The sequence below is a fragment of the Streptomyces sp. NPDC056222 genome (genome assembly GCF_042264065.1).
Taxonomy (GTDB): domain Bacteria; phylum Actinomycetota; class Actinomycetes; order Streptomycetales; family Streptomycetaceae; genus Streptomyces.
In genome coordinates this window covers 15,844-29,709 of record NZ_JBHJTL010000094.1, presented here as the reverse complement: position 1 = coordinate 29,709, position 13,866 = coordinate 15,844, and the positions used below count along the sequence as shown (strand labels likewise).

Below are 13,866 nucleotides of genomic sequence, written 5' to 3'. Positions count from 1 at the left end.
CAGCCCCTGTCATGCCCGGTGATCAGAGCGGGCGGCCGCCGAACGGCGGGAAGCCGTAGTACGTACCCAGCTCCTCGCGGTACCCCGAGTCGCCGAGGTGCTTCTCACGGTGGAACTCGGGGGCGTCCTTGATCTGTTCCTTGGTCAGGTCGACGAAGATCTTCCCGTCCTCCGGAACGACCCGGGTCACCGTGCTCGCCGGCAGGAGGACCTCCTTCCCGAAGATCCACACACCGGTGTCCACGACCAGGTAGGCGTCACCGACCTCGTCGGAGTGCTTGTCGACCTTGCCGATGCTCCCGTCGGTGGCCTCCACCTTGTAGCCGGTGAGATCGGCACCGGCCAGGTGGCCCGAGGTCGACTTGTAACTCCACACATGCTCAGTCACGCGAAAACAACTCCTCCGGTAAAGGGAGGACGGCGAGGAAGTTCCCGCCGCCTTTTCTTTTCCGTACGTCGTGCACGGCGGACGTCACGTCCCGCCGCAATTCCGCCTACCCCACTGCCGGCATCCAATTCACATCATCCGGAAGGGCGCTCGGCGCGGATCGATCGAACGGGCCCGCTACCACCGATACCACCGACCGCTACCGGCCTTGGGGCGGGCGACGAATCCGAGCAGCCAGACGACCAGCACGGCAATCGCAATCCACCAGAGAATCTTCAGCGCGAAACCGGCACCGAAGAGAATCAGGATCAGCAGAAGAACGAGAAGCAGTGGAACCATAATTGTTGACCTCCGGAAAGACATGTGCCCCGGTCTCCTGCTCACACACCCGCGCAGGGTCGGGCGCCGAAATCGTCATACGCAGAGCGGAAGCGACCGCTCACGCACAGGCCGCGCCGTCGAGGCGCCGAGGCGTCGAGGCGTCGAGGCGCCGAGCACTTCGCCGCGCTGCGCAGCAGCTCTCGGCCTCGGACGCGGTTGATCACTCCCGGCTGCCTGGTCGAGGAAATCGAGCGAGGATGAGAAGGGGATACGAGTAGGTGGGCCCGAATGAGCGACCGTCCGATCGGGGACTACGCACTTCTCTCGGACTGCCAGACCGCTGCACTCGTCAGTCGGGACGGCTCCGTGGACTGGTTGTGCATGCCCCACTTCGACAGCCGAGCGACGTTCGCGCGTCTGCTCGGCCCCGAGGCCGGCCACTGGTCGATCACACCCGCCTCCCCTTACGACACGCAGCGGCGGTATCTGGACCGCACCCTCGTGCTGCGCACGGACTTCCGGATGCAGTCGGGAGCGGTCAGCGTGACAGACGCCCTTGCATCCGGCCTCAATGAGCGAGGCCACGACCTGGGGGTGGACGCGCCCCACCTGCTGCTGCGTGTCGTGGAGTGCACGGAAGGCCGCGTCGACTTGGATGTCGAGTTCGCCCCCCGGCCCGAATACGGGCTGGTCAAGCCCTTGCTCATTCCGACGCAGGGTGGGGTCTGGTGCCACGGAGGACCCGACACCCTGGGGCTCTGCAGCCCGGTCCCACTCGAGATCTCGGCCACCGCCCGCGGCCGGATCGGGCTGCATGCAGGCGAGACCGCAGCCTTCGCCCTCCAGCAGGTTCCCGCGGGGACGAGCCCCGTCCTGCTCTCTCAGGACGCCATCCTGGCGCAGCTGGAGGACACCGTCCGGGGGTGGCGCTCCTGGTCGGAGCTTCACCAGTCGTACGAGGGGCCCTGGGCCGATCTCGTACAGCACAGCGGCCGCGTGCTCCAGGGGCTCACGTTCCAGCCGACAGGAGCCATCGTGGCCGCCCCGACCACGTCTCTGCCGGAGGCTGTCGGAGGCGTCCGCAACTGGGACTACCGTTTCGCCTGGGTGCGGGACGCCTCCTTCACGCTGGACGCACTCTGGGTGGCCGCGTGTCCTGACGAGGCAGAGGCCTTCTTTCAGTGGATGGCCCACGCAGCGGCGAGCGACCCCAGCCAGGAATCGTCCATGCAGATCATGTTCGGCATCCGCGGTGAACGGGACCTGACCGAACGCGTACTCCCCCACCTTCCCGGCTGGCGCAACAGCAGCCCCGTCCGATTGGGCAACGGCGCCTGGGAGCAGAAGCAGCTCGATGTGTACGGGGAGCTGCTGTCAGCCGCCCATCGCCTGCGCGACTATCTCAGCGGCTTGGATGCGCCCACGAAGGCATTCCTCGCCGGCTGCGCCGACTCCGCCGCCCTGAGATGGCGCGAACCGGACCAGGGCATCTGGGAAGTGCGCAGCGGACCTCAGCATTTCCTCTACTCGAAGCTCATGTGCTGGGTCGCCGTCGACCGCGCGTTGAAACTGGCGGACGATCTCGACGCGTCCGATCGCGTGCAGGAGTGGACTGCGGCCAGGGACGAGATCAGAGCCGCGATCGAGGAGAACGGGTGGAACGAAGAGGCCGGAGCGTACACCCAGGCTTTCGGGTCGGCCGTTCTCGATGCCTCCGCCTTGATGATGCCCATCGTCGGCTTCATCCCTGCCGATGCCCCGCGGATGCGGGCCACCATCGATGCCGTACGCGCTCGACTCACTGGCGGGAACGGTCTGGTCTACCGGTACGCGGGGGCCGACGACGGGCTTCCGGGCGAAGAGGGAACCTTCCTTCTCTGTACTTTCTGGCTGGCCCAGGCCCTGGCCTTGGCCGGGGACACGGATGCCGCACGTGAGGTCTTCGAGCGAGCTGCGCGGTGCGTGAACGATGTCGGACTGCTCTCCGAGGAGGTCGACTCTGTCGGCGGCCACCTTCTGGGAAACTTTCCGCAGGCGTTCAGCCATATCGGTCTGATCAACGCCGCTTGGGCCATCCACCAGGCCACCTGACGAAGGCAGACGCACGGCCGGTGGTCCCGGCCCACGGCCCCCGGTCGGGTGGCCGCTCTTCAGAGCCGTCTCAGTTCCCAGAGGCGCCAGATCCCAGTGCCCTCGGCCAGGTGGTGGCCGCCGCTGACAGTGGCGCGGGTTACCACGTGATTCATCTTCCGCCACAGGGGAACCAGTGGGACGTCCCGTGCGACGGCATGTTGAATCGACCGGAAGAGCGGAATGGCTTCCCCGCGATCAGCGTGTCGCTGTGTGTTCCGGATCGTCCTGTCGACCTCGGCCGAGGTGTATCCGTTGTGAAGGACGCCACCTGTCCCCACCAGCGGCTGCACGAAGGTCTCCGGGTCGGAGAAGTCCGGCGTCCAGCTGGTGACGAAGGCGTCGAACTCACCACGTTGGCACCGTTGTTGATAGGCGTCCCAGTCGGCTTCCTCAACGAGTTCGACTTTGAACAGGCCGTCCGCCTCCAATTGCCGCCTCAGTTCCCTCGCTTCCAAAGCGGCCGTGCCGGTCTGATGGCCCAGGGTGATGGGTACGGGAGTGGTGATACCGGCGGAGCGGAGGCGCTGTGCTGCGTACCGGGAATCCATCTCAGGGTATTCGTCGAGGAACGCGGTGCTCTGACCGATGACACCTGGGGGGACGAGGGAGTACAGCGGCGTCACCGTGTACCTGAACACCTCGCTTGCCAGTCGTCCGCGGTCGACGAGGGCGGCGACGGCCCGGCGGGCCGCGACGTCCGTCAGGGGGTTCCGTGCGGAGCGGAGGTTCATCACGAGGTGCCGCGCCTGCGCGCTCTCTCCGATGGAGAGGCGCACGTCAGGGTCGCGGGGGTCGATCTGCTCCAGGGCTGTGGACGGCAGTCCGCTGTAGGCGACCTCGATGGTTCGTGCCTTCCAGGCCTTCTCGACGTCCTGTGCCGTCGGGTAGTAGCGGATGTGTACGGGTGTTCTTCTTCGCGTCACAGCCCCCTTGTACGTGGGGTTCGACTCGAGGTCGATCGCCTCCCCCTTTCGGTAGGAGGAGACCACGTACGGGCCGGATCCGACTGTGCTTTCGTTCCCGCGGAGCTTGTCCAGGGGGAACTCGGTCGGATCGACGATCGAACCAGCCCCTGTGGCGATCTTGTGCGGCCATGTGGCATCGGCTGTGCCGAGGTGGAATGTCACGTGCGCATCGCGGGCCTCCACGGAGCGCAGATTCGCGAACAGCGGTCCGGGCCCCAGGGGGTGACGTATCCGCAGGATCCGATCGAACGAATGCTTCACCGCCATGGCCGATACCGGATGCCCGTTGGAGAACACCACGTCGTCGCGCAGTTCGCACTGGAAGGTCTTGAGCGTGGAGTCTGTGAATCCGCAATTCTTGGCCGCGTCGGGTCGGGGATCGGACGACCCTGCGTCGAAGGTGAGCAGGCTCTGGTAGACGTTGCTGTACACGGCCCAGGATCCGTTGTCGTACGCCCCGGCAGGGTCGAAGCTCGTCAGGCCGTTGGCCGTCCCGATGACGATCGGCCTTTGCATGTCCTCCGGCAGTAGCTGACAACTCCCGACCAGCAGCAGTGCGACAGCCCCCGCCGCGATGCCAAGGCGGTTCGCTTTCATGGTTCGGTCTCCTCGTGACAGGGGGACGGCGGCTAGCGGTCGCTTCGGCGTTCACGACCGCGGGGAAACGGCCGAGGGGAGGCCGCCGCAGCCACGGCCCCGCTCTCAGCTTTGAGGCCTCCCCGGTCGACATCGCCGCGGCCGTCGCAGGGATGTCGTCAGCCGGCGGAGGAGGTGCCTCCGGCGTACGGACCGCCCGCCTTGCCGGCCGCGTACGTCAGCATGGGCCTGACCCGCTCCCAGAAGGTGTTCTGGCAGGAGTACGCCGGATGGAAGCCCCCGCAGGCGCCGCTGCTCGGCCCGATCTCCCAGGTGAAGGAGGGCACTCCGAGCCGGTCGTAGGCCCAGTCGTCGTGGCCACCGCTGGCGTCGTAGAGAACTTCGCCAGGCCGGCCGTACCGCCATCCGCCGGCCAGCCGTGCCATCTCCTTGCCCATGGCCCGCAGCGCGGCGTCGTTTCCACTCTCCGTGTCGCCGTCGAAGCCCCAGGGGAACAGGACCATGTCGGAGTAGCTGTGCAGCGTGACGAACATGCCCTTCGTGTCGGCCGCGGCGGCCGCTGTGTCACCCGTGGCGCGGGTGTCGGGGAACAGCTTGCGGTAGAGATCCTGGAGTGCCTTGTTCTCGGCCTCGGAGTCCGCCGACGTGCCCTTTGGGTGAACTTCGCTTGCACGGGAACATCGTTCGGCGGGGGGCGAGATGGTGACGGTGGGGACCAAGGCCTGTCCGGCCGGGATCGGCACCCGGGCTACCGGGGCCTTCCGGCCGGACAGGCTGCCTCGGGGGTCAGGGCGTCACTGGCCGATGAAGCCGGTGTAGAGGAGGTTGTTGGGCGAGCCGGCGCCGACGCCGGTCACCTTGCCCTTGGTGGCGTTGTTCTTGAGGGCGGCCTCCACCTGGGCAGGTGTGGCCGTCCGGTTGGCGGAGAGGTAGAGCGCGGCGGCGCCCGTCACGTGCGGTGCGGCCATCGAGGTGCCGCTCATCGTCGCGGAGGCGGTGTTGCTCGTGAAGCCGGCCGAGACGATGTCGGAGCCGGGCGCGAAGATGTCGATGCAGGGACCGATGTTGGAGAAGTCCGACTTGACGTCGGACCGCGTGGTGGAGCCGACGGTGATCGCCTCGGGCACGTTGGCGGGGATGACGTTGCAGGCGTCGTAGCCGTAGTCGTTGCCTGCCGCGGCTACGTTGACGATGCCGGAGGCGACGGAGTTCCTCACGGCCGTTGCGACGGCCGGACTGGGGTACTTCAAGCTCATGTTGGCCACGGCGGGCTTCACGGCGTTGCGTGCGACCCAGTCGATTCCGGCGGCGATGGCTGTCGTGGTGGTGCCCCCGGCGCAGTTGACGACTTTGACCCCGACCAGCTTGACGCCCTTGGCCACCCCGTAGGACGCGCCGCCGACGGTACCGGCGACGTGAGTGCCATGCCCATGACAGTCAGTATTGTTCGTGTCGATGGTGTTCGTACCCCAGGACGCACGCCCGCCGAATTGGGTGTGCGAGGTACGGATGCCCGTGTCGATGACGTACGCGGTGACACCCGATCCCGTATTGGGCGCGGAGTAGGCGGCGTTGAGGGGCAGACTGCGCTGGTCGACACGGTCCAGACCCCAGGAGGAGACCGCCTGCAGGGATGCCTCGGCGTCCTGCTCGACGTAGGCCACGGCCGGGTCGGCGGCGAGCCGCTTGGCCTGCTTCTCGGTCATCCTGACCGAGAAGCCCGTGAGCGCGGAGCTGTAGGTGTGCCCGGCCTTCCCGCCGTAGCGCTTCACGAGGGAGGCCTTCCGGCGCTCGACGACGCCCCTGGCCATGGTGTCGTCCTTGAGGACGACGAGGTAACTGTCCTTGACGGTGTTGCGTGCGCCGGCTCCCAGGATGCTTCCCTCGGCGGCGGTCGCCGTGCCCGGGACGGCAGCCAGCGCGGTGGCGGCCAGACCGGCGGCGAGCGCCGTCCCGACTATCTTGCGCGCAGGCAGTGCGGATCTCTTGTGCATCAGTGCTCCTTGAGGCAGTGCCGTCCCGGCGGCCTGGTGGCTGCGCCCGTGGGGGTCGACGACAGAAGGGCTCCGCCGGGCGTCGGTGGGGGGCGAGCAACCACGGCGGGGCCAGGACAAGGATTGGGCCGCGCCCAACTGCCTGTAAATCACTGTGCGTTTCCGGTTTCGGACAATGTCCTGTTCAGCAGGGATGGGTGGGACGAACCGGGAGAGATCGCACATGTTCCGCGAACTGGAGGATTCCTGTGTGCCGTCAGGAAGCCTTGACGATCACCTGAGCGCCACCTACAGTCCCCCCACGTCGACGCCCCACCGTCGATGTGGGAGGTCTGCATGTTCCTGCTGGAGCCGGTCGGTCTCGGTCGAATCGAGAACGACGCCTACCTCGCCCTGCTCGACCTGAGGCGGGCCACGGCGGAGGAGCTCGCCGCGAACATCGGATGCTCCCCGCCCGAACTACGGCCCGTCGTCCGCGCACTTCTCGACCACGGTCTCGTTCAACAGCTCGGCTTCACTCCCGCGTTGTACGCCGTCGTCGCGCCCGACCAGGCCCTCCCCGAGCTGATCAATCGCCGACGCGGCGACCTCGCCCAGATGCAGCTGCACGTCGAGGAACTGGCCGACCGGCTGCGTGGCCGGCCCACACGCGAGGGGAAGCCGGTCGTCGAACTGCTGGAGGGCGAGGACGCCGTTCTGGCCGCGGTGGCCCGGCTCCAGCTCGAGGCGCGCGAGGAGATCGTCGCGGTCGACGCCCCGCCGTACATCGGCGGACAGAGCAACCCGAACGACCTCGAACTGCGCCGGCTCGCGGACGGCGTCGCCTACCGGTTCGTCTACGCCCGCGAGGCACTGGCGTCGCCCGAACACATGGCGGCAATGCGCCGCTGCACCGAGGCCGGCGAACGGGCCAGGATCCTGCCGGACGTCACTCTGAAGCTGATGGTCGTCGACCGGACCACCGCGCTGCTGCCGGTCTCCTACACCGAACCGGACCCGAACGTCCGGCTGCTGGTGCACGAGTCGGCACTCGTCGACGTCCTCGTCAGCTGCTTCGAGAGCCTGTGGGCGCGCGCCACGCCCTTGGTCGAGGCCGAGGCGCAGCGCGGCCCGTCCGTCAAGGACCGCGAACTGCTGTCGCTGATGGCGTCCGGCATGAAGGACCGCACCATCGCCCGGTCCCTCGGCGTGACCGAACGGACAGTGGGGCGCAGACTCACCGAGCTGATGGCCGAACTGGGCGTGGAGACCCGCTTCCAGGCCGGCGTACAGGCGGCCCGCAGGGGCTGGCTCTGACGCGCTCCGGCAGGCGGACGCGGTCGCGTGCTTGCGCCGTACGTCGAGGCGGCGCCGGATGGGTCAGCGGTGAGGCCCCAGCGGCGCTTCCCCGCGCCGAAAAGAGGCGGCGCCGGCTGCGAAGTGCAGCTGGCCCCGCCTCCCCCTGCTCTGCCTAAGGACTGTCCCGTAAATGATCTTCTAAGGGCCGTCCCGGAATCCGGTGCCGGACTGGGGCGCCACTACCCCAGGGCGAGGGCTACTGGCCTGGCGCTTGCGTTCGACGCCCGCCCCAGGAAGTGTTGCCCGAACGCCGTTCGGGGCGAGTCGTGGGAGCAGGGACAGAGAGATGTGTGTGATGGATGCGGCGGTCAAAGAGGCTGCCGTTGCTCGGTTCCTCCGCGAACATCCGCAGATGGAGCGAGCTGCATGGGACCACCCCGCGCTGCTGGGCTGCGCGGATGTCGGCTGGTCACAAATTCCCGGGTGCCCCGCCGGGATCCCGGTCCTGCTCCGCGGTCTCCTGGATGAGGCAGCCGGCACCGAGGCCCTGCCCGTGCTGGAGAACGTCCTGATGAACAGCGTGTTCCACGTGAGCGCCGTGATGCCGGCAGCCTTGCCCTTCCTGATCCGCCTGGCAGCCGTCCCTGACATCGCGGTGCGGCCCGGCCTGGTCGGCCTCCTGGTCGTCGCTGCGGAGCTCTCTCTACCCGTCGACGCCGACGATGAACGCCAGGTGCTGCTGTTCGGGAAGGATTGCGATCACCCGGAACGCGATGGGTGCAGGGCCGCCTTCGCCGCACACGCTTCCGCCCTGCGCGCGTTGCTGGATGACGAGACTCTTCCGGAAGGACTCATCAGCGCAGACGACCGCGAGTGCCTGCTCAAGGCTGTGGAACCGCAGCGATCCCCCTCCTGACTTTCCGCAGGCCGGCACTGCGGCCCGTGAAAGATCTTGTGGTGTCTGGTGTGATTACGGCGTCGGAGCCTTCCTAATTCCTTGGTAACGGGTCGTGGGAGCCGGGGGTTGCCACCAGTCCGTTCGAGCGCCGGGGGCGGATGCCCTTCTCTCATCCCGGCCTTCCACAGTGCAGGTGGTGGCAGCCTCGCAGGCACCGACCGTACGCCTGGAGCCGTCTGGGCACTCGATCCCTTATCCAGAGCGGCGGCGCTCGGTGTCTTCGAGGTCGCCACCACCGTCAACACTGTCCACTTGATCACTCGTTGGTGTTGGTGGTACGAGCCCGCCCCACGGTGACCTCCTGATACGCCAGAGCCGTCAGAGCTCCCGAGGAGACCGGGCCCCGTGGGGTGCGCTGGTGCCACGAACGGCTAGCTGTCGTTCGGCAGCGGCCGGTGGGCATGCATATCCGTGCGCCCCGAGCTTGTCGAGGACGCGCTCGGCAAGCAGACACTCGCCCTACTCGGACAGCTCACGGCCGCCTGCACCGCCGCAGACCTCGCCCAGGCCGTCGAGGAGTCGTTCCCGCAGCACCCGGACTCCGAAATTATCCTCAGCTTCCCCGGCCTCGGTATCCAGCTTGCCGCCCGGGTGCTGGCCGAAATCGGAGACGACCGCACCCGCTTCGCGGACGCCCGCGGCCTGAAGGCCTACGCGGGCGCCTCACCCGTCACTCGGGCCTCCGGCAAGAAGTCCAGCATCACCAGACGATGGGTGAAGAACGACCGGCTCAAACCACGCCGGCTACCTCTGGGCGTTCTCAGCGACCACTGCCTCGCCCGGTGCCAAAGCCCACTACCGGCGGCGACGTGACGACCACGGAGACTGGCACGCCGCTGGCCAGCGCAATCTGTTCAACCGGATGCTAAGCCAGCTCCACCACTGCCTCAAGAACCATCGCCTGTTCGATGAGCACACCGCGTTCCCGGCGAGGCCAGCCCCAGCACTGGCGGTGGCCTAGGTGATCCCGCTCACGAGCCACCGCCCCCCGGAGGTCGCTCCGCAGCGTGCTTGAATCACCGGATGATCGACTGGTCCACACTCCACGACGCCTACGGCCCGGCACACGCGATCCCCGGGCTCCTGGACCGAGCCATCGGTCGTGACCAGGAGGCCATCGACTGGCTTTGGGGGCGCTTGTGCCACCAGGGGACGATCACCCCGGCGAGCATCGCCGCACTGCCGCAGCTGGCGGACATCGCGAAGACCGAGGACGCCGGGAACTGGGCGCTCGATCTGGCCGGAGCCATAGCGGGTGGCCTCCTTCAACCTCACGGCGCCGACGAAGAAGTCGCCCGCTGTGCGGCGACCTTGGCCGAGCTTCGCGCCATGGCCGCCGCCCGGCTGCGGTCTGGCCTGGACGGGAAGATCTACCTGAGCCGGCTGCGGGCCATGCTCGCGTTCGACGGCCAGCCCTTGTGGTTCGAGGCCCTGGACGACTTCACCGATTCCTTCTTCACTGTCGCTTGTCCGCACTGCAACGCACCGGTGACGATCGCGGTCGGCAACTACGGTTGCTACTCCTCGATCCGGGACTGGAATCTGGGGGATGTCCACCAGGTCCCGCTCCGGCCGGCCGTCCCGGACGAGCTGACCGGCACCGGGAGGATGTTGCACGAGTCGGCCGTACGGGATGGCCAGCAACGACTCGCCTGGGGCCTGACGCACCTGTTCGGCCAGGCGGAATGCCCAGGATGCGGGAGCGTCTTCGGCATCGCAGACGAGTACGCGGCCGCCAATGCACCCACCCCATGGGACTTCGCCCGAGGCCACATCAAGGACGCTCTCTGATGACCACCGGCAGGGCCCTCGGAATCGAACGGTGAGGTCGTGCCCGCTGTCCCGCCTTGACGGCTTGGCGCCGTGAGGTGTCTGGATAGCCCCGTTCACCGGGCTGAGCCCCCGATGTTTTGGCACGTTGGTGACACAGCTGCGGCGCGAAGGAGCTGACGGGTCCGTAGAGGCCGGCCGTGGAGCCTGCCGCTGGAGGACCGGGTGCTGCTGGTCACGGCCCACCGGCGAACCAACTTGACGCTGCGGCAGCTCGCCCCCTGTTCGGCGTCTCAAAGTCCGCGGCCGACCGCATCATCAGCCACCTCGGCCCCCTGCTCGCGCTCAAGCCCCGCAGGCGGTTTCGCAAGGGCACCGTGCTCATCGCGGACGGAACCCTGGTCCCCACCCGCGACCACACGGTGGCCGAGCAGTCGAAGAACCACCGCTACTCCACCAATCACCAGGTCGTCATCGACGCCGTCACCCGGCGGGTCGTCGTGGTGGGCCGGCCGTTGCCCGGCAACCACAACGACCGCAAGGCGTGGGCACTGTCCCCGGAGCCAAGGACGCCGTCGGCCGCACCACCGTGCTCGCTGACGGCGGCTACCGGGGCACCGGCCTGGTCATCCCGCACCGCCGCGAGCGCGGACAGAGCGAACTGCCTGCTTGGAAGGACGAGCACAACACTTCCCACCGCCAGGTCCGCGCCCGTGTCGAGCATGCCTTCGCCCGCATGAAGACCTGGAAGATCCTCCGTGAGTGCCGCTTGAAGGGCGACGGAGTCCATCACGTGATGAGAGGAATCGCCCGCCTGCACAACCTTGCCCTCGGCCGATAGGCACGCAGAGCGGACAGTTGCCGATCGCGGTCTCACTCACTCGAAGATCTTTACGGGACAAGCCTTAGCCATCCAGGAATGTCGGTGCGGATTCAGGCGAGACCACCGGCTCCGCCCACGCGGCCGTATTCAGGATGGCCCGTTGCGTCATCTGCCCGTTGACGACTTCCATCAGCAAATGCCGCACCCGGGGCCCTACATGGACGCGATAGCGGAGGCCTTCGACCTCGACGACGCCGCATTCGGTGGGCGCTGAGCGCAGTACCTCATCCGCCAATGGCGTGACTTTCCATCCGGCGCGACTCGCCAGGTGAACCCACACTTCCAGGGCACGCTGCGGGTCTGTACCACCCACCCGCGCAATGATCTCTACTGGATCGGTCCGGTTTTCCATCTCGTTCTCACTTCCGAAGCGACAGGGCCTGTTGATCCATCCCAATGTCACTGCCACCCGCCGGCGGGAACGCCTCCGTGGTCCTGTTGCTCCAGAGGTAAGTGAATTCGGCGCCGGTCGCTCGCCGTGTACCGCGTGGCCCGATTCCAAGAACCGCTTGGGCGAGCCTGACCTGGGATGGGCACGCCACTCGTCCAGCGTCCGCCCGGGCACATGCCGCGACGGCCGGCTGCTCCACCCGGCGGCGGCGCTCTACGAGGTGGCCCAGGACCTCAGGCGATCGGCGATGTCGTAGGAGTCCAGGCGCAGCGACCGGATCTCGTGGATCAGGTCGCGCCACGGCTCGAACGAGGTGTCCACCTGGTGGCCGGAGGCCTCCAGATAGGAGATGGCGATGCCGTATCCGTAGAGCTCGTTGCGGGCGGGAAGCGGGCGCAGCAGGACGCATTCCTCGAGGAGCACGGCAGCGCGCCAGAAGGCGTCCGGGTCTGCCTGGTCGAGACGGGGGGTGATCACCCGGTGGCGTGCGCCCATGCTGACGAGCACCGAGAGGTCGTTGACCGTGAGGTCTTTACGAAGGATGTCTTCCTGGCGCTCCAGGAGCCATCGGTGGTCGATGTGCAGATCCACAGCGTCAGGCCGCCCGCGGGGGCTCGTGCTTGGTCACCGACGGGAGCCCGCCGAAGTCGGCGTCGAATCGGTCGATGATCCCCGGTGCGCTGATGGCGCGGCGGAACGCGGCGGTCGCCGTGTCCTGGAGGCGCTCCTGTTCCTTCTCGGCGGCCACCTGTGCGAGATAGTCCTTCATGGACATGCCGGCGCTGTCGGCCAGGGCCTTCAGCCGGTCTCGAGTCGTGTCGTCGATCTTGACGGTCGTGTCTGCCATGCATCGAGTATGCCGCGCGGTATACGCAGGCGGCTACCCCTTCGGATGAGGCGCGGACCAGGAGGCGGATCGGCATCCGCCGAAGGCTCACCGCGGAGCGGCCGCGTCGAGAACCTCGCACCCAGGAGACGGCCCAGCCGGGTAGCCCTGGACGGCGCGGTCGTGCCGGGAACGGGCGCGCCGACCTTGATCGACGCTTCCCCGGCGGCATGTGCATGCGTCAGCTCCGTGCCCGTCCAGGCACATGATCGGATCGGACCGCAGCGGTCGGGTGCGGCCGGGGCTCTTCCGGCAAGGTTGACGTCGAAAGGAGGCCTCGTGATCTCGGTACTCAACCAGCTTGTCGATCTCGTCGAGGAGCACCTCGCCGAGGAGCTCGACGTCAACGGACTGGCCAAGGAGCTCGGTACGACCGAATACCACCTGCGCCGGATGTTCTCGTCGTTGGCCGGCATGCCGCTGTCGGAGTATGTGCGCCGGCGGCGCATGACCGTCGCCGCTGCCGACGTCGTCCGCGGCGAGGACGATCTGCTGAGCATCGCCGTCCGGCACGGATACGGCTCGACGGAGGCGTTCGGACGGGCGTTCCGCGCGGTCCACGGCGCCGGCCCCCGTGACGTGCGCCGCGACGGAGGCCCTCTGCGCACACAACCACGGCTCAGGATCCGCCTGACCGTCGAAGGGAGCAACCCCATGGACACCCACCTCGTCGACCGCCCCGCCTTCCGGTTGGTCGGACACGCAGCCCGGGTTCCACTCATCCACCAGGGCGTCAACCCGCACATCCAGCAGCACATCTCCGCACTGCCACAAGAGGAGCATCTCCGACTGAAGGCCCTCGGCGACACCGAACCGGGGGGCCTGCTGCAAGTCTGCGACGACCTCGACCCCGACGGCACGGAGGGGAGCGAACTGACCTACCTGCACGGGGTCGCCGTCTCCCAGGACACGACGGCCCCGGACGACCTCGACGCCATCGAGGTGCCGGCCGGCAGGTGGGCAGTCTTCCGTACGACCGGACCGCATCCGCAGGCCCTGCAGACGGCCTGGGCCGCGACCGCGACCGACTGGTTCCCCTCCAACCCCTGGCGTCTCCGGCCAGGTCCCTCGATCGTCGCGGTCCTCGAGCGCGCGGAAGACTTCAGCACCGCGACCTGCGAGCTGTGGCTACCTGTCGAACCGTCGTGACGGACTGCGGTCACGACGGATCGACCAGGCCGCCGTGTGGCCCATCGGTCAAGGACCCGTCGGCAAGCTTGCGGGCTTGCCGGGGCCGGCTGCCGTGACTCCGGCGGCGCGGCCGGCCCCGCCCGCGGGGCCCGAGCGAGGCCTGCTCCGCAT

13 protein-coding genes and 2 pseudogenes are annotated in these 13,866 nt (G+C 67.9%); 7 read left to right on the top strand and 8 right to left on the bottom strand.

The window, feature by feature from the left end:
- Positions 1–22: 22 nt before the first annotated feature.
- Positions 23–388 carry a PRC-barrel domain-containing protein gene (locus ACFC0D_RS31385; protein WP_376443238.1) on the bottom strand — a complete coding sequence of 122 codons (366 nt, stop codon included), beginning with the start codon at positions 386–388 and terminating at the stop codon, positions 23–25.
- A gap of 177 nt (positions 389–565) precedes the next feature.
- Entirely contained in the window at positions 566–727 is a 162-nt protein-coding gene (locus ACFC0D_RS31380) for a hydrophobic protein (protein WP_376443236.1), read from the bottom strand.
- 270 nt (positions 728–997) lie between these two features.
- Here ACFC0D_RS31380 and ACFC0D_RS31375 point away from each other — a divergent pair, with 270 nt between their 5' ends.
- On the top strand, positions 998–2,800 hold the full coding sequence (locus tag ACFC0D_RS31375) for a glycoside hydrolase family 15 protein (protein WP_376443234.1): 1,803 nt from the start codon (positions 998–1,000) through the stop codon (positions 2,798–2,800).
- 59 nt (positions 2,801–2,859) lie between these two features.
- Here the strand turns inward: ACFC0D_RS31375 and ACFC0D_RS31370 are convergent, their stop codons facing one another.
- From ACFC0D_RS31370 to ACFC0D_RS31360, 3 genes are all read right to left on the bottom strand, one after another.
- Complete coding sequence (locus ACFC0D_RS31370) at positions 2,860–4,404, bottom strand: ABC transporter substrate-binding protein (RefSeq protein ID WP_376443231.1); 1,545 nt, start codon at positions 4,402–4,404, stop codon at positions 2,860–2,862.
- Positions 4,405–4,562: 158 nt separating this feature from the next.
- Positions 4,563–5,123 (bottom strand): M14 family zinc carboxypeptidase, encoded by a 561-nt coding sequence (locus ACFC0D_RS31365; RefSeq protein ID WP_376443228.1) that lies wholly within the window; start codon positions 5,121–5,123, stop codon positions 4,563–4,565.
- Positions 5,124–5,198: 75 nt separating this feature from the next.
- Positions 5,199–6,398 (bottom strand): S8 family peptidase, encoded by a 1,200-nt coding sequence (locus tag ACFC0D_RS31360; protein ID WP_376443225.1) that lies wholly within the window; start codon positions 6,396–6,398, stop codon positions 5,199–5,201.
- Between the two features lie 336 nt (positions 6,399–6,734).
- Between ACFC0D_RS31360 and ACFC0D_RS31355 the strand changes: the two genes are divergently transcribed.
- From ACFC0D_RS31355 to ACFC0D_RS31335, 5 genes and pseudogenes are all read left to right on the top strand, one after another.
- Positions 6,735–7,694: a helix-turn-helix domain-containing protein gene (locus tag ACFC0D_RS31355; RefSeq protein WP_376443222.1), complete on the top strand. Its 960-nt coding sequence runs from the start codon at positions 6,735–6,737 to the stop codon at positions 7,692–7,694.
- 328 nt (positions 7,695–8,022) lie between these two features.
- Complete coding sequence (locus tag ACFC0D_RS31350) at positions 8,023–8,592, top strand: hypothetical protein (protein ID WP_376443219.1); 570 nt, start codon at positions 8,023–8,025, stop codon at positions 8,590–8,592.
- 468 nt (positions 8,593–9,060) lie between these two features.
- A pseudogene (locus ACFC0D_RS31345) lies at positions 9,061–9,595 on the top strand (transposase); the annotation flags it as partial.
- 62 nt (positions 9,596–9,657) lie between these two features.
- Positions 9,658–10,425: a hypothetical protein gene (locus tag ACFC0D_RS31340; protein WP_376443217.1), complete on the top strand. Its 768-nt coding sequence runs from the start codon at positions 9,658–9,660 to the stop codon at positions 10,423–10,425.
- 85 nt (positions 10,426–10,510) lie between these two features.
- A pseudogene (locus tag ACFC0D_RS31335) lies at positions 10,511–11,245 on the top strand (transposase).
- A gap of 64 nt (positions 11,246–11,309) precedes the next feature.
- Here the strand turns inward: ACFC0D_RS31335 and ACFC0D_RS31330 are convergent.
- The 3 genes from ACFC0D_RS31330 to ACFC0D_RS31320 all read right to left on the bottom strand — a co-directional run bounded on the left by ACFC0D_RS31330 (position 11,310) and on the right by ACFC0D_RS31320 (position 12,525).
- Positions 11,310–11,639, bottom strand: a complete 330-nt coding sequence (locus ACFC0D_RS31330) for a hypothetical protein (RefSeq protein ID WP_376443214.1) — start codon at positions 11,637–11,639, stop codon at positions 11,310–11,312.
- Between the two features lie 252 nt (positions 11,640–11,891).
- Positions 11,892–12,269, bottom strand: a complete 378-nt coding sequence (locus ACFC0D_RS31325; RefSeq protein WP_376443211.1) for a toxin Doc — start codon at positions 12,267–12,269, stop codon at positions 11,892–11,894.
- A gap of 4 nt (positions 12,270–12,273) precedes the next feature.
- On the bottom strand, positions 12,274–12,525 hold the full coding sequence (locus ACFC0D_RS31320) for an antitoxin MazE7 (RefSeq protein ID WP_376443208.1): 252 nt from the start codon (positions 12,523–12,525) through the stop codon (positions 12,274–12,276).
- Between the two features lie 318 nt (positions 12,526–12,843).
- Here ACFC0D_RS31320 and ACFC0D_RS31315 point away from each other — a divergent pair, with 318 nt between their 5' ends.
- Positions 12,844–13,713: a GyrI-like domain-containing protein gene (locus ACFC0D_RS31315; protein WP_376443205.1), complete on the top strand. Its 870-nt coding sequence runs from the start codon at positions 12,844–12,846 to the stop codon at positions 13,711–13,713.
- Positions 13,714–13,866 lie beyond the last annotated feature (153 nt).